This is a genomic window from Acuticoccus yangtzensis, from assembly GCF_001927245.1.
GTDB classification, from domain to species: Bacteria; Pseudomonadota; Alphaproteobacteria; order Rhizobiales; family Amorphaceae; genus Acuticoccus; species Acuticoccus yangtzensis.
In genome coordinates this window covers 713,397-737,261 of sequence record NZ_MJUX01000001.1, presented here as the reverse complement: position 1 = coordinate 737,261, position 23,865 = coordinate 713,397, and the positions used below count along the sequence as shown (strand labels likewise).

Sequence of the window (23,865 nt, the reverse complement as noted above, 5' to 3'; positions counted from 1 at the left end):
TCAGCCGCCGTGAAAATGCTTCGACAGCTTCAGCGCCTGGCCCTGATAGTTCGACTTCAGTCCCGCACCGTAGAGCTGGTCGGGCGTGGCGGACAGCCGCTCGTAGGCAAGGCGCGCCACCACCTGGCCGTGCTCAAGGATGAAGGGGACCTCGCGCGAGCGCACCTCCAGCACGCCGCGGGCGGCAAGTCCGGGGCCGTGGCCGAATCCGGGGTCGAAGAAGCCGGCATAGTGGACGCGGAACTCGCCCACCAGCGGGTCGAACGGCACCATCTCGGCGGCATAATCGGGCGGTACGGCGACCGCCTCGCGGCTCATCAGGATGTAGAACTCGTTGGGGTCGAGGATCAGCCGTCCGTCCGTCGCCTCGATCGGGTCCCAGAAGTCGCGCATCGCCAGCGCGTCGCGCTTGTCGACGTCGATCACCGAGGTGTGGCGCTTGGCGCGGTAGCCGACGGGGCCGGACTCCGGCTTCAGGTCGATGGTGAGGTTCAGCCCGTCCTTGATGACCGCGTCCGGCACCGCGACGGGGCTCGAAGCGTGGAGCGCGGCGAGGTCGACATCGCTGAGGCGCGCGTCGCCGGTGCGAAAGCGGATCTGGCTGAGGCGCGACCCCGCCCGCACCAGCACCGGGAAGGTGCGCGGGCTGATCTCCAGCGCCAGCGCGCCGTGGTAGCCGGCGGGGGCGAAATCGAACCCGCCCGCACCGTCGGCGATGACGCGGGTGAAGACGTCGAGCCGCCCGGTGGAGCTTTTAGGATTGGTGGTGGCGGAAACGTCCGCGGGCAAGGCGAGGCGCTCCATCAGCGGGACGAGGTAGACGCAGCCCGTCTCCAGCACGGCGCCTTGCGTGAGGTCGATGGTGTGGAGGACGACACGGGCGACCTTGTCGGCCATCGCCTCGCCGGGGGCGGGGAGGAAGCTGGCGCGGATGCGGTGCGCCTTGGTACCGAGCCTGAGGTCAAGGCTCGCGGGCTGCAACTGGTCGGGGAGAATGGGCACGTCCGCCGTCAGCGCCCCGTCCTCGATCATCGCGGCAATCACCTGCCGCGGCAGAATGCCTGTCGCCATATGTCCTCCAGCCCTTCCCTGCCTTAGCAGGCGCCGCGCCGAAGGACAGCCTTTTGTGGACCCGCCCGGCCATTTCGCAAGGCCCCGCTGCGGCCGGGGCAGGACGTGGGCCGCGGCGGCGCAACCGCCGCATCGTCGCAGCCTGGATTGGTTCGGCCCGCACTCTCTATATAGCGGGGGACGGTGTCAGGGAGTTTGAGGAATGAGCGACCGCGAGCGCAACACCTTTGCCGGGCGGGCCACGCGCTATGCCCGCGTCGGCGGCAACATGTCGGGCGTGGCGGCGAAGATGATGGCCTCGCGCCTGTTCGGCACCGAGATGGCGCACGACAAGACCGCCGAGGAGCTGGCCCGCGCGCTCGGCAACCTCAAGGGGCCGCTGATGAAGGTGGCGCAGCTCCTGTCCACCATCCCCGACGCGCTGCCGCCCGAATATGCCGCCGAGCTGCAGACGCTGCAGTCCGACGCCCCGCCGATGGGCTACCCCTTCGTGAAGCGCCGCATGGCCGCCGAGCTGGGGCCGAACTGGCAGACCCGATTCGCCCGGTTCGACAAGGCGCCCGCCGCCGCCGCCTCGCTCGGCCAGGTGCACCGTGCGGCCACACCGGCGGGCGAGGAAGTCGCCTGCAAGCTGCAATATCCCAACATGGATTCGGCGATCGAGGCGGACCTGTCGCAGCTCGGTTTCATCTTCAGCCTGCACCGGCGGATGCGGCCGGGGATCGACACGTCCGAGATCGCGCAGGAGATCGGCGACCGGCTGCGCGAGGAGCTGGACTATGGGCGCGAGGCGCAGCACGCCGCGCTCTACGGGTCGATCTTCGCGGACGATCCGGTGATCCGCGTGCCGAAGGTCCACGAGGACCTCTCCACCCGCCGCCTCCTGACGATGGGCTGGCTCGACGGCAATCGCCTCCTGACCTACCGCGATGCGCCGCTCGAGGACCGCAACAGGATCGCCACGGCGCTGTTCCGCGCCTACTGGGCGCCGTTCGTCGCGGTCGGCGTGATCCACGGCGACCCGCACCTCGGCAATTACACGGTGTTCGAGGAGGAGGGGAGGCCGGCCGGCATCAACCTCCTCGACTATGGCTGCATCCGCATCTTCCCCGTCAGCTTCGTCGGCGGTGTGGTGGACCTTTACGAGGGCTTGCGCACCGGCGACGAGGCGCGCGTCGTCCACGCCTACGAGACGTGGGGCTTCCGCGGTCTGTCGCGCGATCTGATCGAGGTCCTGAACATCTGGGCGAGGTTCATTTACGGGCCGATCCTGGACGACCGGGTGCGCAGCCTCGCCGATGGCACCAAGCCCGGCGAGTACGGCCGGCGGGAGGCGTTCAAGGTGCACCAGGCGCTGAAGGAGAAGGGGCCGGTGACGGTGCCGCGAGAGTTCGTGTTCATGGACCGTGCGGCGGTGGGTCTCGGTGCCGTCCTTCTGCACCTCCAGGCCGAGCTGAACTTTTATCAGATCTTTCGTGCCCAGCTTGAAGGCTTTTCCACAGGGGCTGTGGAGGCGCGGCAGGCCGCGGCTCTCCAGGGGGTTGGGCTCGAGTCGCCTGCGGCGCGGGCAGCGATGCCTCCCAAAAAGGCATAGGAGCTATGCCTCGCCACCTTTTATGACTTTTCGGTGTCGACCCCCCTTTATCTCGGCCGCCGAGGTTGCTAGGTAGAGGTCGTCGCCGGGACGGAGCCCACAGTGGTTCACCGGATCGGCAACTGGCGCGGGGTGGAGCAGCCCGGTAGCTCGTCAGGCTCATAACCTGAAGGTCGCAGGTTCAAATCCTGCCCCCGCAACCATCGAGACCCTGACTCGCTCACGTCAGGTTATGCTGAAACCGCCGGGCCTTGTGCCCGGCGTTCGCATTTCTGGGCTTGGTCCGTCCCCGAACCCTTCCTCATCAAGACTGCTGCGCGCGAGGGCGTGTCCGCATCGCCTCTCTCAGTGCCGCAACGCAAAATGGCGGCGCCGAGGCGCCGCCATTTTCGAATGTCGTGCTCCAGAGCGAGGAGGCCGGAACAAGCCCCGGCCTCCGGCTCGGATTATTCGAAGCCCGTCAGCAGGAAGTCGCTCTCGGTGAGGCTCGCCACACCGTTGAGCTGGATCTGCATGTCGGCCGAACCATCGCCGTTGTGGTCGATTTCCACGACGGCATTGCCGCTGACGATTGCGTAGCGCACCTCGCCGACGATCGGATCGTCTATGCCGCCCGGTCCAGAGAAGCTGCTGGTCTCGATGAATTCGAGAGAATAATCGTCCTCTTCGGCATAGTACTCCAGAATCGGCCGCAGATCGATCTCGTCACCTCCGGCGATGCCCGGATCGTCAAATCCAATGATGACGTCGCGGTTGCCGGTGCCGATGCCGCTGTCACCGACGGTAAAGACGAAATCATCGTCTCCGTCGCCACCAGTCAGAGAGTCCGTCGCGGCTCCGCCGGTGATGATGTCATCGCCCGCACCACCGACAATCGTGTCCGCGCCGCCCTGGCCGAGAAGCTCGTCGGCGCCGTCGCCGCCGGTGATCGAGTCGGCACCCGCACCGCCGGCGATCTCATCGCTGAGGTTCGAGCCGCCGAGGATGTCGCCCGCGGCGGACCCGCCGATGACGACGCCGTCGCCGGTGAGGCCGGTGACCGCGGTCACCACGAAGCGGCCGTCTCCGGTCTCGGAGATCAAGTCACGCTCGTCCGCCTGCGAGGCGGTCATGGTGACGTCGATCCCGCCGCTGACGGAGGCCAGACCGTCGTCGATCACGTACTCGATCGGCCCGCCAAGTCCGGCGAGGCCGGCATTGGCGGAGAGGTCCGTGTCCGCGGTGAAGGTGAAGGTCGAGGAGATCAGAGAGCCGACGCCGGTGACATCGGTCGCCGCGGTCAGGTCCTCCACCGCAATGCTGCCCTGGCCGGAGATGATCCGCCCGTCGAGCTGCGCAGGGGACAGGTCGACGTCGGCCTCCTCGGCGAGATCGAGCTCGGCGACGCCGAGGTCGGTCGCCGCATTGGGTGACCAGTCGACGTCGACATCGACCACCACCGTTCCGCCGGGCTGCGCCGGTTCGACCAGCGGCGCACCCGGAAGGATGCCGCTGAGATCGAAGACCGGCGTGTCGATGTCGCCGCCGGGGAGGGTGACGACGATGCTGCCACCATTGAGGCCGGCCACAGCGGCCTCGCCCTCGATGGTCTTACCGCTGACCAGGTCGATGTCGGCGGTGAAGGTCGCGCCGGCTGCGACTTCGACGTCGACCTCACCGAGGTCGCCGGTGAATTCGAGGTCGGCGGGAACTTCGGCCGTCAGCTCGCCGGTCAGCGCGATCGGCGAAAGGTCGGCCGCGCCGTTGGTCAGGTCGGTGAGGATGAGGTTGCCGGCGCCGGTCAGCGGGGCGGCGAAGACGTCCCCGTCGAGGAAGTCGTCGGCTTCGGCCGTCACCGTGATCCCTGCCGGGACCTCGACCGTGACGCCGCCGAAATCGCCCCACTCCACCCGCGTATTGGTGAAGGTGGTGTCGGAGGTGAGGGTCATCGTCGCGGTGCCGGCGGTACCCGTCCCCGCAGCGCCCGGCGTGATGTCGTCGAAGTCGAGGTTGTTGAGGGTGATGCTGGTGGCCTCGCCCTCCGGCTCCGGCGGCAGGATGACGATGGACCCGCCGGTGGTTCCGGTCGTCCCGATGACGCCTGTGATGACCTCGCCGTCGGCGTCTTCGGCATCGATGGTGAGGGTCGCGTTCGGCGAGACGACGAGTTCGACTTCGCAGAAGTTCAGTTCCGCATCGCCCGACAGGTCGAGATCGGCGGTGATCAGGGCCTGCAGCAGCCCTTCGGAATAGAAGCCGGAGAAGTCGTAGTCCGTCGCCGGCTGCAGATTGGTGATGAAGAAGTTGCCGTCCTCGACGCAGATGTCCTTGCCGGTGGCCAGATCGGCGTCGATGCGGAAGACGGCCGTGCCGGTGTCGCCGTCACGCGAGACATGGAGGCTGAAGTCGCCGAGATCGCCGGTGAAGGTGAACGGCGAGCCGGGAGGCACGGAGGCGGTCGCATAGGTCCCGCCGTCGATGCTGAAGCCCGACAGGTCGACGTCCGGGTTCGCTTGCAGCTCGGTGACGGTGACATCCGCTTCGCTGTTGATCGTGGCGCCGTCGATCTGCGTGGCGGTCAGCGTCAGGTCGGCCTGGAACGGCTCGTCGGGAAGATCCGTACCGAACACCAGATCGCCGAGGGTGTTCAGCCCGGTGACCGCGGTGAGGTCGACGGGACCGTCGCTGACGAAGCGGATGGTGGCGCCGGGCGCGATGGTGACGAGAGCGTCGGTGAGGTCGGTATCCGGCGCTTCGACGTCGAGCTGGATATAGGTGTTGCCGTTGATGACGACGGTCTGGCCGGGATCGGCGTTCAGCGCGGCGTCGATCTCGGACCACAGCAGCGGGTTGGCGTAGGAGTCGCCGCCGACGTCTTCGCCGTCCACCGTCGCGTTGACGAAATCGTCGATGATTTCGATCGTCGACGAAACGCTGTCCGTCTCGAACCCGCCGCCGTCGGTCGCCGTGGTGGTGATCGTACGGACGGTGCGGTCGTTGGTGTCGAGATTGATCTGGATCGAATCGAGGACGTTGGCGATGTCCTCCTCGGTCGCCGTATTATCGAAGGTGATCGTGAGGTTCGCCGTGTTGCGCCCCGTCACGGTGCCGACGATCTTTTCCGTGCTGCCCAGGCTGATCGTGACGAACTCGCCGACCGCACGAACGGTGCCGGCCGCACCGCGTGCCCCGGTGGTGTTGTCGAAATGAAGCGCATCGGTTGCGACGGAGGATCCGACCGTCAGGACGGTGCCGGAGACGATTTCCACGTTGTCGAGCGATGCATCGCCGCCGACGTCGATGGCGACATTCGTGGCGTCGCCCTCTTCGACCACGCGGTCGTCGCCGCTCAGCCCGGAGAACGCCATCACTTCGGCGCTGGAGTCGAGCACACGGGTGAACGAATCGGAGAGACCGGCAGCGTCCGTCACCGTGACGGTGACTTCACCGATGCTGGCGCAACCGTCGATCTCGATCGGACCGGCAAGCTGAAGGTCCGTCAGAAGAGCAGAGACCGTTGCGTCATTCACCTCATCCGACGTGAACGTAATCGTGAAAAATAGGCGGTCATCGTCGTCGAAGGCCACCTCACCGATGACCTCGTCTTCGCCGGAAGCCGTGACCGAGCCGTCGGCAATGATTTGATTGCCGGCGAGAGAGAAGCGCGCTTCCGTGTCACCTTCGCCGACGAAGACGATGGAATCGCTGCCGAAGTAGGCTCCGAACTCGTCGTTGACGGCGATCGTGACCGTCCCGCCATTATAGTCGCCGTCCGGATTGACCACGGCGGCGGCGTCGGTCAGGTCCTCGTCGAGCGAATAGTCCAGCGGGTCGGTCTCGACAACCGTGATTTCCGGCGGGAGCGGCTCCTCGACGTCGGTCACATCGATCGTGACCGTCTGCAGATCGCTGGCGCCCTCGGAGTCGGTGGCGCGGATGACGAGGTCGTAGGACTCGGTCGTTTCGAAATCGAGGTTCGCGGGGTTGGCGATGGTGATCTCGCCGGTGAATTCGTCGATGGCGAAGATGCCGTCGGCGTTGCCCGATGCGATCGCGTAGGTGATCGCGTCGCCATCGGCATCGCTGGCCGTGACGGTGCCGACGACGTCGCCGGCCTCGGCATCCTCGGCAACCGAGAAGGTTTGGTCTTCGTCGATCACCGGGGCGTCGTTGACGATGGCGTCGAGAAGCTGCGAGTAGGAATAGGTGACGTCGTTGAAGACGAAGGTTTCGACGCTGTTCAGGCGGATCGGTTCGTCGGTGCCGACGGTGACGACGAGAACGGAGCCCTGAAGGGCAAAGTCGGCGTCGTCGAAATCGAAGTCGAATTCCGCGGTGTCGTTGCCGCGGCCACCGTCGATGACGTCGCCTTCACCGGCGATGAAGGTGTCGTCACCGAAGCCGCCGTCCATGGTGTCAGGCCCGTCGAGCCCGTCCAGCGTATCATCGCCGAACCTGCCGTTCATGACATCGCCGGCGCTCGTGCCCGTCAAATTATCGTCACGGAAACCGCCATTGAGCTGGTTTCCGATGAGCGCTCCCCGCAGGAGGCTGGCGTCCTGTTCGCCGATCAAGCTGATCAGCTTCTTTGTTCCGAATATACGCGCCATTGCTCTTGTTTCCGTATTCCCAACAAATTCCTAAAGCGGACACTCAGCACTCAGCGGAGGGGCGACTCCTGAGTTCCCATCAACACTCATACCGGAACTCTTATGCGTTTCCAGAGCTAAATAGGATTTTTTTGTGCGTTGAGGTTCAATTTTCAGCTTGCAGTGTGCAAAATTGCAACGTTGGCAACATTGTAGGCGTCGGCTTGCACCAAGCGCGGCGTGTAGTATAAGGAAATGGACTTGTGGTGAGAGGCGGCAGATATGATCGTCTCATCTTTGCCGACTTTTTTGCTATTTAACGTGAGAATACGGTTGTGAATCCAAGGTTTTTGGACCCAGAGCACCCGGAGTGCGGGATGATGATGCTCAGAGAGCTCATCGATATTGCGTACGAAATCGCAGCCGCCCAGGGAGAGCCGGAAATTCAACGCTATCTTGAGCTTTGCCGGTCGAGCCTCCCGGCACCTGTGGACACTCATGCCGAGGACTGTGTCACCGTCAACTGACGGCACACGGCGACATAAGTGCCCATTCCCGCGGGCGGATCAGCTTAGTTCAGGGGGTGATGAGGCTCAGCCCGCGGCGGGCGTCTGCAGCGACGGGATCGTGTAGCCCTTGCGATAGACGTTGATGAACCGGCCTTTGTGGCGCCAAAGGATGGTCCCGATATACCGCGTCTTCTGAGCACTCGGCAGAATGTAGCCCAGCTCGTCGAACGCTGCGGACAATTGGGCGCGGGTCATCGGTGCGCCGTTTTGACGGATCAATTCTTCAGCGATATCAGCCACTTCATCCGGACCGATCGGCTTGCCGGTCGTGACGCCGGTCAGCGAAGGGGCCTCCGCGGGCTGGGCGTCCACTGATCCGTAGAGCGCTTCATATGCCGCGATGAACCGGTCGACCAATTCCAGTTCGCGCATCAGCTCTTGCCGCCGTTTCAGCGCGACCTTGATCGCCTCGTTCATCCAGTTCCGCCCAATTGCTGTTTCCGCTCCGTGGGATAACGTATCACTATGGGGCGTGGCGCAGAAATATCATTGCCGTGAGGAGCGAAACCTTCGCGCCATCTTGCACTCGGCCCAGGCCTCCTCTGCCTGAATGCAACGCCACTCACGTCTCTATCACTGCGTCGCCCGGCCATGCATGGGGTGTGCCAGAAAAATCGCCGGTCCGGCCCCGCGGCGAGGCGGGCGGCACGCAGGATGAGCGAGATTTGCCGCAACCACTCAGGAATGAATGCCGTCCCTCACCACGGCGACGATGTCAACCCGATCGACGACCCGCCAGGCGAGAGCTGCGGCTGCCCCTCGTCGATCGGCTGAGCCCGGTCGCCGAAGCCGGAACGCCGAATGCGTAGTCGCCGCGCATAAGGCCGGCGCCGGCCTCAGCGGGGGCGCCGCGCGTCCAGCACGGTGATGGTGAAGACGATGAGACCGAGGACGCACAGCCCGGCGCCGACATAGCCCGACGCATCGGCGAAGCTGTAGCCGGCGGTGATCGCCATCGACGCCGCCCACGGCCCCAAAGCATTGGCCATGTTGAAGGCCGAATGGTTCATCGCCGCGGCCAGCTGCTGCGCATCACCGGCGACGTCCATCAGCCGCGTCTGCAGCACGGTGGAGAGGCCGCCCGTCGCGCCGACGGCGAACACCACCAGGAGATAGGTCGGCAGCGATGCGGCCGCGAACGGGTAGACGAGCATCGCCGCCGTCGCGCCGATGAGGATGACGTAGCCCGCCAACGTCTGTGCCCTGTCCGCCGCCCAGCCGGACAGGATGGCGCCCACGGTCATTCCCGTGCCGATCACCGCCAGCGCCACCGGCACCAGCGTTTCCGGCAGCGCCATGTCGGTGATCATCGTGGACGCGATGTAGGTGTAGACCGCGAACATGCCGCCGAACCCGATCGCCCCTGTGGCGAGCGTGAGGAGGACCTGCCGGTTGGCGAGCGCGCCGAGCTCGGTGAGCGGGCTGGACACCTTGGTCATGCGCCCGGCCGGAACGGTCATGAAGACGGCCGCCGCCGTGGCGAGGGCGATGAGTGTGACCACGCCATAGGCCGCCCGCCAGCCCACGGTTTGGCCGAGCACGTTGGCGAAGGGGACGCCGATGATGGTGGCGAAGGTGAGCCCCAGCATCACCTTGGCGACCGCCGAGGAGCGCCTGTTGGCCGGAACCTGGCGCGCCGCCACCAGCGCCGCGACGCCGAAATAGGCCCCGTGCGGCAGTCCCGACAGGAACCGCGCCGCGACGAGAAGGTCGTAGCTGGGGGCGAGCGCCGAGAGGGCGTTAAAGAGGGCGAAGGCAGTCATGAAGCCGATCAAGAGCCAGCGTTTCGCCACCGATGCGCCCAGCACGACGAGGACCGGCGCGCCGACGACGACGCCGAGCGCATAGGCGCTGATCACGTCCGACGCGGCCGCCTCCGTCACCCCGAAGGCCGCGGAATAGTAGGGGACCAGCGCCATGGAGGCGAACTCTGAGGTGCCGATCGCAAATCCGCCGAGCGCCAGCGCCAGAATGACGAAGAGCGCGTGCCCTTCTGTCGGTCCCGCGCGCGGGGAGGTCGGGACCCCTGCGGATGGGGTCGCGGCGGACGAGGCGGCCATCGGGGCGTCGGCGCGGGGCAGCGCGGCGCCGGGCGCGGTCAGGTCGTGGCTCATGGCGGCCCTTTCCAGGGAAGCGGTCAGTCGTGATGTGCGGCAAGCCGCCCGCCGGCCCCAGGGGCGCGCCGGGCCGTGCGTGGATCATCGCTCAGCGTGTGCGGGGCGAAAATATCGCAACCCCGCGCCGGCGCCAGGGGCCGTTGACGCAAGGGCGGGCGGACCTGCCATGCACTCCGGCAGACCATGGGCGTAGGCCGCGTCCCTGGCCGGGTGAGCGTGCGCAGGTCCGTCCGGCTTCGTCGGTGGACGCGCGGCCGGACCTCGCGGCATAGGTAATTCACATTTCAGTTTGTCAAATCTTGTGCAAAGCGGCCGGGGTGGCGCTAGGTTGGCCCCAACCACCGGCATCGGGCCGGACGGACACCCGGCCACCGCAAGGGCCGGCAAGAACATGTGGAGGAGCCATGCCGCTCGACGCCAAGGATGCGGATCCGCGCATGCCCTACCAGCTGCCCTTCCCGAAGGAAGCGCTGGAGGAAATCGTCGTCCCCAAAGCGATACCCGACGACGAGCGCCTGTGGGTGCCGCAGGCGGAGAACGTCTTCTTCCGCCCGCTCTGCCTCAACCGCTCGCAGGGCTATTGGATGAACCTTCTCAAGGTGAAGAAGTCCGGCGTGCTGTCGCGCCACCGCCATCCGCAGGCGGTGCACGGCTTCGTCCTGAAGGGCCGCTGGTACTACCTCGAGCACGACTGGGTGGCCGAGGAGGGCGGCTATGTCTACGAGCCGCCGGGCGAGACCCACACGCTGGTGGTGCCGGAAGGCGTCGACGAGATGATCACCTACTTCCAGGTCAACGGGATCATGTATTACGTCGACCCCTGGGGGAAGGGCATGGGCTACGAGGACGTCTTCACCAAGATCGACATGTGCCGCAAGCACTTCGAAGAGGTCGGTCTGGGGGCGGACTACGTCGACCAGTTCATCCGCTAGCTCGCCGAACCCCATGAAAATCGCAGCTTTTCCGGCCCGCTATGTGCAGGGACCGGGTGCGCTCGGCCGCTTCGGCGCGGAGGTGGCGCCGTTCGCCCGCCGCCCGCTGGTGCTGGCCGACGCCGGATTGCCGGACGGTGTCACCGGCGCGCTGGGGGCGGTGGATGGCGTCGCCGCCCTGCTCGTCGCCACCGCCGCCGCGTGTACCGACGAGGCGATCGAGGCCACCGTCGCCGAGGCGCGCGCGGCGGGCGCCGACGCGATCGCCGGGATGGGCGGGGGCAAGGTGATCGACCTCGGCCGCGCCGTCGCCGACGCGATGGACGTGCCCTTCGTCGCCATCCCGACCGTCGCCGCGTCCGACGCGCCGTGCTCGGCGGTGGTCATCGTCTATGACGCCGCGGGCGCGGTGGTGCGGGCGGCCCGCGCACGGGTCAATCCACGCCTCGTCCTGGTCGACACCGCCGTGATCGCCGCCGCGCCGCCGCGCTTCCTCGCCGCCGGCATCGGCGATGCGCTGGCGACCTATTACGAGGCCGAGGCGTGCGCGCGCTCCGGCGCCCCCAACAAGCTGGGCGGGCAGGCGACGCGCCTGGCGCTGGCCGCCGCCGCCGTCTGCCGCGATACGGTGCTGGACCACGGGCTCGCCGCTATGGAGGAATGCCGCGCCGGTGTGCCCGGCGAGGCGCTCGAGGCCGTGGTGGAAGCCAACATTCTGCTCTCCGGCCTCGGCTTCGAATCCGGCGGCCTCGCCGCGGCACACGCGATCCACAACGGCCTCGCCGAGCTTCACGAGACCCACGGCGCGCTGCACGGCGAGAAGGTGGCCTTCGGCACCCTCGTCGAGCTGGTTCTGGGCGAGGCGAGCGAGGACGAGATCCGCCGCATCGCCACCTTCCTTGCCGCAGCCGGCCTTCCCGTGACGTTGGCTGAGCTCGGTATCGGCGACGTCGAGGCGGCCTTGCCCGTCATCGTCGAGCGCGCGATCCGCCCCACCGACAACATCCACAATGAGCCGCGCCCGATGACCGCAGCGATCGTCGCCGATGCGATCCGCCGCGCCGATGCGCTCGGTCTCAGCATTCAGAGTATGACCGCATGAGTGTCTGGCCCACGGACTGTTTCACCGGCGCCGAGGTGCTGGTCGTCGGCGCGACGTCCGGCATCGGCGCCGCCATCGCCGCCGGCTTCCGCGCCGCGGGGGCGAACGTCACCGTCACCGGCGCGACGCCCGCCGAGGTGGAGGCCGCTTCCGCCGCCATGGAGGGCGTGCGGGTCCTGCAGCTCGACGTGCGCGACAAGTCCGCGGTGGATGCACTCGTCGGCGGCTTCGCGCGGCTCGACCATCTGGTGAACTGCGCCGGGATCATCCGCCGCGGCGACGAGCTGGCGCCGGACGTCTTCGCCGATGTGGTGGACATCAACCTCACCGGGTCGATGCGCACCGCCGCCGCGGCACGCCCTCTGTTGGCCGCGTCCGGCGGGACGATCACCAACACCGCGTCGATGCTGACCTATTTCGGCGGCGCGCTGGTGCCGGCCTATTCGGCGTCGAAGGGCGGCATCGGCCAGCTCACCAAGTCCCTGGCGCTGGCCTATGCGGCGGACGGCATCCGCGTGAACGCCATCGCGCCGGGATGGATCGCGACGCCGCTCACGAAGGCGCTGCGGGAGGATCCGGTGCGCAACGAGGCGATCATGGGGCGCACGGCGCTGAAAAGGTGGGGCGAGCCTTCCGACCTCGCCGGTGCCGTCCTCTTCCTGGCGTCCCCCATGGCCGCCTACATCACCGGCACGATCCTGCCGGTGGACGGCGGCTACCTCTGCGCCTGACCGGGCGACGCTGCGGCGGCGGAACGGCCGGCGGCGCTCTGGACCCTCCACGGAACAGGGCCCGCCTGTCCCACGGAGCCCGCCGTCGCTTACCGCCTCCTGGCCCGAAACGGCGGGCCTCACAAGGCACGCCTTCGGCTCTGCGGCCTTGTGAGGCCCACCCTTTCAGGCCGTCCGGCTTCAGCGACGGCAGGCTCCGCGGAACAGGCTGAGCGGGGGTGGGTTCCGTCCGCGTGGGCGTGGGCAGGTGAGGGGGCGGTCAGGGGGACGTCAGGCGTCGTCCAGGTGTTCGGCGGCGGGGATTTCGGTGCCCATGCGGTTCCATGCGTCGAGGCCGGCCACCTTGTAGGCTTCCGCCAGCGTTGGATAGTTGAAGGTGTTTTCGACGAAGAAATCCACCGTGCCTTTCAGGTTGATCACCGCCTGGCCGATATGGATCAACTCCGTCGCCCCTTCGCCGACGATGTGCGCGCCGAGAAGCCGCCGCGTCTCGATCGAGAAGATCAGCTTCAGAAAGCCCGAATTGACGCCCATGATGTGGCCGCGCGACGTCTCGCGGAACCGCGCGATGCCGCATTCGTAGGGGATGCCCTGTTGCCGGGCCTCCTCTTCGGAGAGCCCCACCGTGGAAATCTCCGGCACCGCGTAGATGCCATAGGGAAAGCTCTCCGGCGCCGGCGGCAGCGGCATGCCGAAGGCGTGGCAGGCCGCGACGCGCCCCTGCTCCATCGACGTGGAGGCGAGGCTCGGAAAGCCGATCACGTCGCCCGCAGCATAGATGTTGGGGACCGCCGTCTGAAAGGTTTTCGCGTCGACCGGGATGCGGCCGCGCGAATCCGGCCTTATGCCGAGCGCCTCCAGCCCCAAGGCGTCCACGTTGCCCGCCCGCCCTGCCGCGAAGAGGAGGACCTGCGAGCGCACCCGCCGCCCGTCCGCCAGCCCGACCTCCACGCCGGACGCCCCCGTCTCTATCGACTTCACCGCCGTGCCGAGCCGAACCGTCATGCCCCGATCGCGCATCTGGTGGATGAAGTCGTCGACGATCTCCTTGTCGACGAAGTCGAGGATGGTCGGGCGCGCCTCGATCAAGGTCACCGGGACGTCGAGCGCGGAGAAGATGGTGGCATATTCCACGCCGATGACGCCGCCGCCGATCACCGTCAGCGTGCGGGGAAGGGCGGAGATTTCGAGGATCTCGTCACTGTCGAACACGCGTGTCTTGTCGAACGGCACGTGGGCCGGGCGAAAGGGCGTGGTGCCGGTGGCGATCAGCGCCTTGTCGAAGGTGATCTTGTGGACGTCGCCGTCCTGGTCCGTCAGCGCCACGGTGTTGGCGTCGACGAAGGTCGCCTCGGCGAAGGCGCTCTGCACCATGTTGCGCATGAACTGGTGCTGCAGGACCTCCACCTCGTGATCCAGCGTCTTGTGCAGCCGCTGCATCAGGTCGAGTGCGGAGATGTCCTTCTTCACCCGGTAGCTCTGGCCGTAGAAGCCCCGCTCGCGCCACCCGGAGAGGTTCAGGACCGTCTCGCGCAACGTCTTCGAGGGGATCGTTCCGGTGTGGACGGAGACGCCGCCGTGGCGCGTGCCGCGGTCGACCACCAGCACCGATTTGCCGAGCTTGGCGGACTGCACCGCGGCGCGGCGGCCGGCCGGTCCGCTGCCGATCACCAGCATGTCGATCTGTTGCATCGGCTTCTCCCCTCGTGCCGCGCTCCGGTGTGGGAGAGTGCGGTGTGCGTATCGTGACGGCGCCCGGCGCCGTGCTGTTGCGTGCGAGGCAGGCGAATCCCGTGCCACCCCGCCGGGGACATGATGCGGGACGGCCCTTGTGCGCGGCTGAGGGAGCTTGACCGCGCCGTGGCTTAGCGCATCTCATGGCGCATGAACCTCAGTGCCATCCAGATGCTGGAGCGCCTCGTCGCGTTCCCCACCGTGTCCGCCAACTCGAACCTCGATCTCATCGGGTTCGTGAAGGACTATCTTGCAGCCCACGGCGTCGCCGCGACGGTGGTGCCGGACGAGACGGGGGAGAAGGCCGCGCTCTTCGCCACCATCGGGCCGATGGTGGAGGGCGGCATCATCCTCTCCGGCCACACCGACGTGGTGCCCGCCGAAGAGGACACCTGGGTCTCCAGCCCTTGGACGCTGACGGCACGGGACGGCCGGCTCTATGGCCGCGGCTCGGCCGATATGAAAGGGTTCGACGCCCTCGTTCTGGCCGCCGTGCCCGAGATGGTGAAGCGCGATCTGAAGGCGCCGATCCACATCGCCCTGTCCTACGACGAGGAGATCGGCTGCCGCGGCGTTCAGCCGATGATCGACCGCATGGGCCTCACCATCCCGCAGCCGCGCGCGGTGATCGTCGGCGAGCCGTCGATGATGCTGCCCGTCAACGGCCACAAGGGGTCGACCGCCTTCTATACCGACGTGACCGGCTATGCCGTGCATTCGAGCCGCATCGACATCGGTGTCAGCGCGGTGATGGTGGCGGCAAGGCTGATCGGCTGGCTGGAGGCGCGGATGGAGAAGGCCGCGCGGGAGGCGGACCCCGATAGCCTCTTCGTGCCGCCTTATACGACCGTCCATTGCGGCATGATCGAGGGCGGCACCGCGGCCAACATCGTCGCCGACCATTGCCGCTTCATCACGGATATCCGCGTGGTGCCGCCTGACGATGCCGCGGCCATCATCGCCGAATATGAGGCGTTCATCCGCGAGACGGTGGAGCCGGGGATGAAGGCGAAGTGGGCGGGGGCGGGCATTGCCATCGAGCGGCGCAGCCACGTGCCGCCGTTGATGCCGGAGCCGGGCAGCGAGGCCGAGCGGCTGGTCGCCGAACTCGGCGTCAACGCCAGCCCCGGCGTCGTCGCCTTCGGCACCGAGGGCGGCATGTTCCGCGAGGCGGGCTGGCCGACGATCATCTGCGGGCCGGGCGACATCGCCGTGGCGCACAAGGCGAACGAGTACATCGAAGAAAATCAGATGGTGGCCGGCGAACGGTTCATGTCGCGCCTGATCGACCGCCTTTCTGCCTGAGCGGGACCCGAGCGACAAGTTCTGTCCTAAGGATACAACGTCTGGACGAAATTGCAGGTGCACCCCGCGCCTTTCCATGCGCTAATCTGCTTCGGGGCCAAAACCTCGACGAACCGGAGCAGCACCCCGGCCGAGACCGGGAGGGGATGGAGAAGGCAGGGGATGAAACTCCTCTTGGCAGACGATCACGACCTCGTCCGGGACACGCTTTGCGCCTACCTCGCGGGCGAGCCGGACTTTCAGATCGTCAGCGCCTCCGATTTCGACGCCGCGGCCGAGATCATCACCCGCGAAGGCCCGTTCGACATCGTCCTGCTGGACTACGAGATGCCGGGGATGAACGGGCTGGAGGGCCTCGCGCGGGCGCGTGAGCTCAACTTCAACAACCCGGTCGCGATCCTGTCCGGCAGCGCCTCGCGTCAGGTGGCGGAGGATGCGCTGGCCTCCGGCGCGGCGGGCTTCCTTCCCAAGAGCATGGCCGCGCGCAGCCTGATCCACGCCATCCGCTTTATGGCCGCGGGCGAGCAATATGCGCCGATCGCCTTCATGACCGAGAAGGAAGAGGCGGACGCGCACCCTCTGGCCGCACGCCTGACCCCGCGTGAGCGCGAGGTGTTGCAGGGCTTGGCGCAGGGCAAGTCCAACAAGGAGATTGCCCGCGACCTCGCCCTTCAGGAGGTGACGATCAAGCTGCACGTGAAGACGCTCTGCCGCAAATTGGAGGCACGCAATCGCACGCAGGCGGCAATGATCGCCAAGGAAGCGGGGCTGTTTTGAGCGACGGGACAGGGCGCGACAGTTCGGATTCGCCGTTGCCTATACGTCTGAATAGGTGCCGCGATCCCGATGAAGCCGGACGCTGCGAGCGACCTCGCGGTACGATGCGCGACTTCACGCAAGATAGGTGTCCCGTGCGCACAATCATTCATATCGTGATGGTTCTGACAGGCGTCCTCACGCTGTCGCAGGCCGCCGAGGCCAACAGTCTGCCGGTACCGTCGGGCGCCGTGGTGCTGACGATGACGGACGCCGGCGGCGGTGCACAGGATCGCCCGACCATCCGCCTCGACCTCGAGACGCTGCGGAGCCTGCCGGCGGAACGCTACCGCACCGGAACCATCTGGACCGACGGTCCCCATACCTTCGAGGGCGTGCTTCTGCGCGATCTTCTGGCGGCCGCCGGGGCGAGCGGCACGCGCGTTCGCGCCATCGCCCTCAACGACTATGCGATCGATATCCCGCTGGACGAGGAGACGACGGATGCCGCGCTCGTCGCCTATGCGCTGGACGGCCACCCGATGTCCGTGCGGGACAAGGGGCCGCTCTGGATCGTCTATCCCTACGACAGCGACGCGGCCTATCGCTCAGAGGTGATCTACACCCGCAGTATATGGCAGCTCTCCGAGCTGGAGATCCTTGATTAGATCCCGCATCAGAAACGCTTGGCGGAAGGGTCCGTCGCGCCTCGGCGCGGGGCTCGCCGCCGGCTGTCTCGGCGCCGCCCTCGTCGCGGCGCTGTCGCTGTTCGCGGTGGAGATCGTCGCCGAGCTGAAGAGCCTTCAGGCCACCTCGCGCGACAATGTCCAATGGACCCTCGCCCAGTTCGAAGTCGAATATTACACCCTGCTGAATGCGTTGCGCACCGCCTCTCCGGAGGACGAGGAGAGCTTGGCGGACCTGCGCCAGCGGTTCGACATCTTCTATAGCCGCGCCGCCACGCTGAGCCACGGCGCCGTGTTCGAGCCGCTGATCGCCGATGACGAGATGCGCAACCGCCTGAGCGGCATCCGCGATGCGCTCGACCGCAGCATCCCCGCCATCGACGGCAACGATGCCGAGCTCGGCGCGTCGCTCCCCCTCATGCTCGATCGGTTCGACGCGGTCCGGCCGGATCTGCGGGCGATCTCGCTGCGCGGCATCCGTCAGTTCGCCGTCGCGTCCGATGCCCGCCGCGTCGAATTCAGCACTCTGCTGGTGCGCACCGCCCTCATCGCGGCCACGCTGATCGTCCTTCTGATGGTGTCGCTCGCCGCGTTGGTGCGGCTGAACAGGGTCGCCAATCGCCGGGCGGACGAGGTGCGCCTCAGCGCCGAGCGATTCCAGACGACCATCAACTCGTCGCCGAACGCCATCGTGATCACCGATGCGGACGGGCGGATCATCGACTTCAATCCGGCCGCGGCGGAAATCTTCGGGTATTCGCGTGCGGTGGCCATCGGCGCAAAGGTGGAGGACCTCATCGTTCCGGCCGAGCGCCGCGCCCAGCATCGCAACAGTCTGCATCGCTACAAAGAGACCGGAGTGGGTCGGTTGGTCGGGCGCGGGCGTGTCCAGCTCGACGCGCAGCGCGCCAACGGCACCGTCTTCCCGATCGAAATGGCGCTCGCCGCGGCGACCGCACCCCAGGGGCAGATCTTCCTCGCCTATGTCCGCGACATCACCGAGCGGCTGGAGACCGAGATGGAATTGACCGCCGCGCGCGACAAGGCGCTTGCCGCCGCCAAGGCGCGCGCTCAGTTCCTCGCCGTCATGAGCCATGAAATGCGGACACCGTTGAACGGCGTGCTCGCCATTCTCGACCTTCTCGGGGCGACGGCGCTCTCCCCGTTGCAGCGCCGCTATGTCGACACCGCCACCCGCTCGGGCGAAATCCTGCAGCACCACATCGACGATGTGCTCGACGTGACGCGCATCGAGTCGGGGCGGCTGAGCTTCAAGCGGCAACCCTTCAGTCTCGTCGGCTTGCTGGAGGAGATGGAGCGGATCAACCTGCCGCTGGCCGAGGCGCGGCACAACACGTTGCGGCGCGACGTGCGGCTGCCTGACACGGCGGTTGTCGGCGACAGCCACCGCATCGGCCAGGTGCTCCTCAACCTCGTCGGCAATGCCGTCAAATTCACCGAAGGGGGGGTCATCACGATCGGCGCGCGGCTTGAGGACACGCGCCGCAATGTGCTCGACGGGCGGCTTCATACGGTCGTGCTCACCGTGCGTGACACCGGCATCGGCATCGCCTCCGACGATCTGGAGCGCATTTTCGAGGATTTCGTGACGCTGGATCCGTCCTACAAGCGGACGGTTTCGGGCTACGGGCTCGGCCTTTCCATCTGCCGGCGGATCGTCGAGGCGATGGGCGGGGCGATCACCGTGAAGAGCGACCCCGGCTATGGCAGCGCCTTCACGGTGCGCCTGCCGCTCGCCTTCACCGCCGAGGCGCCCGACGTGGGTGCGGCCGTACCGGGACCTGCGGCGGGCGCGCGACGGCCGGTGCTGGCGGCCGCGCAGGAGGCGGATGCGCCGGACGGCGAGCCGCATCCGCAGGCTCCGGGCACCGCGCCCAGCGTTCTCCTTGTGGAGGACAACGAGACCAACCGCTTCGCCGCGCGGCAGATGCTGCAACAGGCGGGTTGCCGCGTGACGGAGGCGGCGGATGGCTTCATCGGCGTGGTGCGGGCGGACCGCGAGAGGTTCGACCTCATTCTCATGGATCTGCGGATGCCGCATGTGGACGGGCTGGAGGCCACACGCCGCATCCGCGCCGGCAGCGGCCGGTCCGCCGATGTGCCGATCATCGGCCTGACGGCGCAGGCGATGCCGGAGGAGCAGGCCGAAGCGCGGCGCGCAGGAATGGAAGACTGCCTCTTGAAGCCCCTGCGTTTCAAGAACCTGACCGGCCTCCTCGAACGCCTCCCGGCCTTTGCGGGTCTCGGCGAAGGGGGGACGCCTTCCGCGCCGGCCGCCACGCCTCGGCCCCCCGGCGCCGCGGCCGCGTTCTGTGACGACGACGCACAGGGAGATGCGCGGGACGACGGCGACGTGGTCGACCGCGCGGTGCTGGACGAACTCCTCAGCATCATCCCGCCGGCGGCATTCGCGGCACAGGTCGACGCCTTCCGCATCGAGCTCGACGAGACGCTGGCCGCCCTCAGGACCGAGGCGGAGGCGGGCGATCTTCCCGCCCTCGGCCGCACCGCGCACAAGACCTGCGGGTCGGCCGCCATCTTCGGCCTGGTCGGCCTGCAAGACATCCTCGCCACGCTGGAGGAGTCCTGTGTGGAGGGCGAGGCGGAGTTCGCCCTCCCTCTCATCGGCGCATTCCAAGAGGCGGCCGGCCCCGCCCTTCAGGCGCTGGATTGCGCCGTGGAGAGGATTTCGGAGCGAGAGGCCGCGGCGTCCGCCTGACGCCGGAGAGGGTTCTCTCTCCTGACTATCCAAAAGGATAGGGCGCGTAGTCTGAAGAGCATTAAATCCGCCGGAGTCGCCCAACCCTTGCCGGATGCATCTCGTACATAAAGAGCGAACGGGACGGGGACTGACCAGATGGTGACCACCGACGCGGGCGAGTGCCCGGCGGACGGTGTCGCTGCAGGCGGGCTCGATCCGGCCCCATCCCTCAGTTGCGCACCAGGACGGAGACCCTCGATGATCGCCGTGACGCACCTCATCGACGAGGCTGCCGACAGCAGCGTGCACCAGATGGTCGATCACATGGCCGCCTGCGAGCGGCTGAAGCGCGTGGCGCGCCATTCGGTGCGGCCCCTCTCGCTCGGCGCGGATGCCCCGAAGGCGATCGCCGGGCGGGGGATGCTCAAGGTGGACGCGGACGTGATCGTGTCCCACCTCGTCATCAGCTGGGAAAGCCTGCCGGTGCTCTCGGCGCTCCGCGGGCGCTATCCGGATACGCCGATCGTGCACGTCGAGCACACCTATTCGGAGGCCTTCGCGGCCCACAACATCGACAACCACCGGCGCTTCGACGCGCTGATGAATGCCGCCTTCGCCATGTTCGATCAGGTGGTCGCGGTGAGCCGTCCGCAAGCCGGCTGGCTCGTGCGCAAGGGCTTCGCTGTGCCCGACGCGCTGGTGATGATCGCCCCGTGTGTCGATCTCGACCCGTTTCGCGGTCTCGCCGCGCCGCGCCGCTCCGGCCCGCTGGTCGTCGGCGGGATCGGCCGGCTGGAGATCCAGAAAGGCTTCGACATTCTGGTCCGCGCCGTGCGCGAGTTGCAGGTCGATCAGGTGCGGCTCAACATCTTCGGCAAGGGATCGGAGGAGCCGCTGCTGCGCCAGCTCGCAGGCGACCGGCCGGATATCTCGTTCCATGCGCCGACGGCGGACTCGGCTGCCATCGGCACCTGCGATGTGATTGCCCTCCCGTCGCGTTGGGAGCCGTTCGGTGTGGTCGCCTTGAAGGCGTTCGCTGCGGGGCGCACGATCATGTGCCCGCGCACGGACGGCCTGTCCGATCACATCGCGAACGGGGCGATCCGCGTCTTGTCCAACACGGTTGCGGGGTGGGCGGACGCGTTGTCGACGATGTCGATCACCGGCGCGGCCGTGCCCGGACCGCTGGCGCCGGATGCGGCGGCGCGCTTTGCGGCCGACTGGAACGGGCTTCTGCTGCGCATGCAGAACGGGGCGGAAGGCTTCATGGCCCCGATCCGGACCGGCCACACCGGCGCGCGGACCCTGCACTGAGATGGCGCGCCGCGCGGACCGCTCACAGGAGAGGGGCCGCCGGCGCCCCCGCTACGGCGGCCCGCCGCGGCGGATGCAGCAGGGACCGGCGCGAAGGGCCGGCCCCCGCGATGCGGCCTCAGCGGCCGGCGAAAACGCGCTTTTCGAGCACGCCGTGGACGCCCCAATTGCCGTCCACCACCTGCGTCACGCCGAAGTCCGAGGCGACGGACATCAGCGAAATGGCCTCGTCTTCGGACAGGCCGTAGGCGGTCATGAGGAAGGCGCGCATCTTGCGGAAGGCGTCGCGCATGGCACCGTCGACGGAGGACTTGCCGTAGATGTCGCTCTGCGCGCTCTCGCCGAGGTCGTCCAGATAGTCCGCGTAGGAAAAGCCGTGGACGACCCACTCGTTCGCGGTCTCAAGCAGCGGGAAGTCGAGCCCGGCGATGGGTGTGCCCTCCAGCTCGTCCGCCTTCACCAGGGTCACGCGCACGAGGCCGGTGAGCGAGGTTTCGATCGCGGTGCCGGCGAGCTCGGAATCGCCCTGCGCGGCGTGGGGGTCGCCCGCCGACAGAAGCGCACCCGGAACGGCGATCGGATAATACATCGTCCCGCCCGCGCCGACGCGCCAGTTGTCGATGTTGCCGCCGAAGGACGAGGGCGGGATGGAATCGACGAAGTCCGCCTGGGCCGGGGCGACGCCCATCGTGCCGAAGTGCGGGCGGATCGGCACGCGCACGCCCTCCAGCACACCCTCGACCTCCTCCACGGTGGAGTGATCGACCGGAACGCCCGGATAGTCGATCATCTCGTGGGTGACGCCGTCGGGATCGGTCTGCGGCGTCCACTTGAAGCTGTAGACGGCTTTCGCCCAGTCCTCCTTGCCGGTGGCGTCCAGCTCGTAGATCGTGATGACCTCGCGCTTGGCCTCCTCGCCGCCGATGAAGTCGCCATAGTGGTAGCCCCACCAGGCGGCCGCGTTGGAGCCGAAGGTGCGGCCTGCGAAGTCCGGGTTGGCGGAGGGGCGGGGGGCAAGGTCCAGGATCTCGACCTTCAGGACGTCGCCGGGCTCGGCGCCGCAAACGTAGATCGGCCCGGTGAGGATGTGGACGCCGAAGCCTTCACCGGCACCGCGCCCGTGGATCGAGGCGTCGACCGGACCCGCTCCGCGGCGATCGACGCCCTTTTCGCCCGCCTCCCAGTGGAACACGCTTTCCGCACCGGGATCACCGTCGACCATGCGCGAGGCGTCGTCATTGGCGTGGTGGGTCAGCGTCTCGATGGTGACGAGATCCCCCGAATGGACGGTCGCGGCCGGCTCCAGCGTCTTGGAGAAGTAGCCCCAGTGGACGGTGTCGGCACTCGCCGGGATGTGGTGGTGGGCCGGCGCGTCGGGCGCGGTGGCGCAAGCGTCGGGCGCCTCCTGGGACCAGGCGGCGGAGGCGGCCATCAGCGTGGCGAGTGCGGTGGCACAGCCGAGTGCGCGGTTGGCCAGGAGCGCGGTGCGGACGTTCATGATCGTCTCTCTGTATCAAAATCGTGTAACAAAATGCTGCAAGGGAAGTGCCAAACAGCACGGATCCGTCTTGCAATGGCGCCGCAAGAGCCCGATCCGAGCCGATGCTTGCGCGGGCCGACTTCGCGCACCTGTCCCCGCCGTGCGGGTGACGCACCGAAGGTCGAACAAGTCCTTCGATCGAATTGATCAGTTTAGACGTCCAGCGGTCCGTTGGGCGTCAGCTTTGTCGCAGTCTTGCGCCACGATCGGCGGGTCGATCGGGTACGGTGTGGTGAGATCCGGGTGGAAAGTCACCAACTTCAACAACGGTAGAAGAGCCTCGCGGGGGGTCGACGACACACAATGTTCACCAGTTCGCTGCGTAACGTCAGGGAGGGGAGCGCTGCGGCACAGGCCGGAGCGGGAACGGGACTTTTGGCAGGGCGGACCGCGATCATCACCGGGGCGGCCGGTCCGAACGGGTTGGGGCGCGCGATGGCCCGCCTGTTCGCCGCCCAGGGGGCGCAAGTCGCCATCCTGGATCTCGACAAGACGCAGGCGGCCGATGCGGCGGTCGACATCGGCGTCGGCCATATCGGCCTCGCCTGCGACGTCACCGACATGGCGGCCTGTGAGGACGTCGTGCGCCAGCTCGACACCCGGTGGGGCCGCATCGACATCCTCGTCAACAATGCGGGCCTCACCCAGTCGCTGGGGGTGATGGACATCGAGCACCACAATTTCAACGCGGTGATCGACGTCAATCTGCGCGGTACGTTGCAGATGAGTCAGGCGGTCATCCCGAGGATGCGCACGGGCGGCAAGGGGTCGATCATCAACCTCAGCTCCATTGCGGCGTTGAGTGGAGGCACGGTGTTCTCCGGCGCGCATTATTGTGCCGCCAAAGCGGGCGTCCTCGGCCTGACGAAGGCGTTGGCGCGCGAACTGGCGCCCGACCGTGTGCGGGTGAATGCCATCTGCCCCGGCTTCATCGCGACCGACTTCACCAAGGCGCGCCTTGCCCCCGGCATGCTGTCCGACATTTTGACCGGCATCCCTCTCGGCCGCGCCGGCGCGCCGGACGATGTCGCCGGCTGTGCGCTCTTTCTCGCGTCCGACCTGTCCGCCTACTGCACCGGCATCGAGATCAGTGCCAACGGCGGCGCCCTCATCCACTGACGGAC

General features: G+C 67.4%; 17 protein-coding genes and 1 tRNA gene. 11 read left to right on the top strand and 7 right to left on the bottom strand.

Going from position 1 to position 23,865, the window contains the following annotated elements:
• Window positions 1-1,071 carry a 2'-deoxycytidine 5'-triphosphate deaminase gene (locus tag BIX52_RS03295; RefSeq protein ID WP_075219537.1) on the bottom strand — a complete coding sequence of 357 codons (1,071 nt, stop codon included), beginning with the start codon at window positions 1,069-1,071 and terminating at the stop codon, window positions 1-3.
• Window positions 1,072-1,273: 202 nt separating this feature from the next.
• On the opposite strand from BIX52_RS03295, the gene BIX52_RS03290 reads away from it, so the two are divergent.
• The gene (locus tag BIX52_RS03290) at window positions 1,274-2,665 is read left to right on the top strand and encodes an ABC1 kinase family protein (protein ID WP_075219536.1); all 1,392 of its coding nucleotides are present in this window, start codon (window positions 1,274-1,276) and stop codon (window positions 2,663-2,665) included.
• Between the two features lie 126 nt (window positions 2,666-2,791).
• Window positions 2,792-2,868: transfer RNA gene (locus BIX52_RS03285), tRNA-Met, on the top strand.
• A 243-nt stretch (window positions 2,869-3,111) separates the two neighbouring features.
• Here the strand turns inward: BIX52_RS03285 and BIX52_RS03280 are convergent.
• The 4 genes from BIX52_RS03280 to BIX52_RS03270 form a co-directional block, all read right to left on the bottom strand.
• Window positions 3,112-7,254, bottom strand: a complete 4,143-nt coding sequence (locus tag BIX52_RS03280) for a cadherin domain-containing protein (RefSeq protein ID WP_075219535.1) — start codon at window positions 7,252-7,254, stop codon at window positions 3,112-3,114.
• Between the two features lie 152 nt (window positions 7,255-7,406).
• Window positions 7,407-7,682 carry a hypothetical protein gene (locus BIX52_RS22730; RefSeq protein ID WP_139312704.1) on the bottom strand — a complete coding sequence of 92 codons (276 nt, stop codon included), beginning with the start codon at window positions 7,680-7,682 and terminating at the stop codon, window positions 7,407-7,409.
• Window positions 7,683-7,826: 144 nt separating this feature from the next.
• On the bottom strand, window positions 7,827-8,219 hold the full coding sequence (locus BIX52_RS03275; RefSeq protein ID WP_075219534.1) for a hypothetical protein: 393 nt from the start codon (window positions 8,217-8,219) through the stop codon (window positions 7,827-7,829).
• 419 nt (window positions 8,220-8,638) lie between these two features.
• Window positions 8,639-9,916 (bottom strand): MFS transporter, encoded by a 1,278-nt coding sequence (locus BIX52_RS03270; RefSeq protein WP_245803099.1) that lies wholly within the window; start codon window positions 9,914-9,916, stop codon window positions 8,639-8,641.
• A 407-nt stretch (window positions 9,917-10,323) separates the two neighbouring features.
• Between BIX52_RS03270 and BIX52_RS03265 the strand changes: the two genes are divergently transcribed.
• From BIX52_RS03265 to BIX52_RS03255, 3 genes are read left to right on the top strand one after another with little or no spacing between them, the layout of a single operon-like run.
• Window positions 10,324-10,851, top strand: coding sequence for a 2,4'-dihydroxyacetophenone dioxygenase family protein (locus tag BIX52_RS03265; protein WP_075219533.1), 528 nt, complete (start codon window positions 10,324-10,326; stop codon window positions 10,849-10,851).
• Between the two features lie 13 nt (window positions 10,852-10,864).
• Window positions 10,865-11,953 carry a glycerol dehydrogenase gene (locus BIX52_RS03260; RefSeq protein WP_075219532.1) on the top strand — a complete coding sequence of 363 codons (1,089 nt, stop codon included), beginning with the start codon at window positions 10,865-10,867 and terminating at the stop codon, window positions 11,951-11,953.
• A complete protein-coding gene (locus tag BIX52_RS03255) occupies window positions 11,950-12,684 on the top strand; it encodes an SDR family NAD(P)-dependent oxidoreductase (RefSeq protein WP_075219531.1) in 735 nt (244 codons plus the stop codon). The genes BIX52_RS03260 and BIX52_RS03255 overlap by 4 nt, the downstream gene beginning before the upstream one ends.
• Before the next feature lie 270 nt (window positions 12,685-12,954).
• Here BIX52_RS03255 and sthA read toward each other — a convergent pair whose 3' ends face one another.
• The gene (gene sthA, locus BIX52_RS03250; protein ID WP_075219530.1) at window positions 12,955-14,376 is read right to left on the bottom strand and encodes a Si-specific NAD(P)(+) transhydrogenase; all 1,422 of its coding nucleotides are present in this window, start codon (window positions 14,374-14,376) and stop codon (window positions 12,955-12,957) included.
• Window positions 14,377-14,568: 192 nt separating this feature from the next.
• On the opposite strand from sthA, the gene argE reads away from it, so the two are divergent.
• From argE to BIX52_RS03225, 5 genes are all read left to right on the top strand, one after another.
• On the top strand, window positions 14,569-15,723 hold the full coding sequence (argE, locus tag BIX52_RS03245; RefSeq protein WP_075219529.1) for an acetylornithine deacetylase: 1,155 nt from the start codon (window positions 14,569-14,571) through the stop codon (window positions 15,721-15,723).
• Between the two features lie 162 nt (window positions 15,724-15,885).
• Window positions 15,886-16,500: a response regulator gene (locus tag BIX52_RS03240; RefSeq protein WP_075219528.1), complete on the top strand. Its 615-nt coding sequence runs from the start codon at window positions 15,886-15,888 to the stop codon at window positions 16,498-16,500.
• A 134-nt stretch (window positions 16,501-16,634) separates the two neighbouring features.
• Window positions 16,635-17,147: a putative pterin-binding protein gene (locus BIX52_RS03235; RefSeq protein ID WP_245803098.1), complete on the top strand. Its 513-nt coding sequence runs from the start codon at window positions 16,635-16,637 to the stop codon at window positions 17,145-17,147.
• Complete coding sequence (locus BIX52_RS03230; RefSeq protein WP_075219527.1) at window positions 17,140-19,905, top strand: hybrid sensor histidine kinase/response regulator; 2,766 nt, start codon at window positions 17,140-17,142, stop codon at window positions 19,903-19,905. The genes BIX52_RS03235 and BIX52_RS03230 overlap by 8 nt, the downstream gene beginning before the upstream one ends.
• A gap of 240 nt (window positions 19,906-20,145) precedes the next feature.
• Entirely contained in the window at window positions 20,146-21,201 is a 1,056-nt protein-coding gene (locus tag BIX52_RS03225) for a glycosyltransferase family 4 protein (protein ID WP_075219526.1), read from the top strand.
• 118 nt (window positions 21,202-21,319) lie between these two features.
• Here BIX52_RS03225 and BIX52_RS03220 read toward each other — a convergent pair whose 3' ends face one another.
• Entirely contained in the window at window positions 21,320-22,699 is a 1,380-nt protein-coding gene (locus BIX52_RS03220; RefSeq protein ID WP_075219525.1) for an acetamidase/formamidase family protein, read from the bottom strand.
• Window positions 22,700-23,044: 345 nt separating this feature from the next.
• Here BIX52_RS03220 and BIX52_RS03215 point away from each other — a divergent pair, with 345 nt between their 5' ends.
• Window positions 23,045-23,860, top strand: coding sequence for an SDR family NAD(P)-dependent oxidoreductase (locus BIX52_RS03215; protein WP_083659972.1), 816 nt, complete (start codon window positions 23,045-23,047; stop codon window positions 23,858-23,860).
• Window positions 23,861-23,865: the final 5 nt, after the last annotated feature.

What these genes read in the sequence shown, in the direction of transcription:
- BIX52_RS03290 (WP_075219536.1), top strand. Translation starts at nt 1,274, where the DNA reads ATGAGCGACCGCGAGCGCAACACCTTTGCCGGGCGGGCCACGCGCTAT.
- BIX52_RS03215 (WP_083659972.1), top strand. Translation starts at nt 23,045, where the DNA reads ATGTTCACCAGTTCGCTGCGTAACGTCAGGGAGGGGAGCGCTGCGGCA.
- BIX52_RS03270 (WP_245803099.1), bottom strand. Translation starts at nt 9,916, where the DNA reads ATGAGCCACGACCTGACCGCGCCCGGCGCCGCGCTGCCCCGCGCCGAC.
- sthA (WP_075219530.1), bottom strand. Translation starts at nt 14,376, where the DNA reads ATGCAACAGATCGACATGCTGGTGATCGGCAGCGGACCGGCCGGCCGC.
- BIX52_RS03275 (WP_075219534.1), bottom strand. Translation starts at nt 8,219, where the DNA reads ATGAACGAGGCGATCAAGGTCGCGCTGAAACGGCGGCAAGAGCTGATG.
- BIX52_RS03280 (WP_075219535.1), bottom strand. Translation starts at nt 7,254, where the DNA reads ATGGCGCGTATATTCGGAACAAAGAAGCTGATCAGCTTGATCGGCGAA.
- BIX52_RS03240 (WP_075219528.1), top strand. Translation starts at nt 15,886, where the DNA reads ATGAAACTCCTCTTGGCAGACGATCACGACCTCGTCCGGGACACGCTT.
- BIX52_RS03260 (WP_075219532.1), top strand. Translation starts at nt 10,865, where the DNA reads ATGAAAATCGCAGCTTTTCCGGCCCGCTATGTGCAGGGACCGGGTGCG.
- argE (WP_075219529.1), top strand. Translation starts at nt 14,569, where the DNA reads ATGAACCTCAGTGCCATCCAGATGCTGGAGCGCCTCGTCGCGTTCCCC.
- BIX52_RS03220 (WP_075219525.1), bottom strand. Translation starts at nt 22,699, where the DNA reads ATGAACGTCCGCACCGCGCTCCTGGCCAACCGCGCACTCGGCTGTGCC.
- BIX52_RS03295 (WP_075219537.1), bottom strand. Translation starts at nt 1,071, where the DNA reads ATGGCGACAGGCATTCTGCCGCGGCAGGTGATTGCCGCGATGATCGAG.
- BIX52_RS03255 (WP_075219531.1), top strand. Translation starts at nt 11,950, where the DNA reads ATGAGTGTCTGGCCCACGGACTGTTTCACCGGCGCCGAGGTGCTGGTC.
- BIX52_RS03225 (WP_075219526.1), top strand. Translation starts at nt 20,146, where the DNA reads ATGATCGCCGTGACGCACCTCATCGACGAGGCTGCCGACAGCAGCGTG.
- BIX52_RS03265 (WP_075219533.1), top strand. Translation starts at nt 10,324, where the DNA reads ATGCCGCTCGACGCCAAGGATGCGGATCCGCGCATGCCCTACCAGCTG.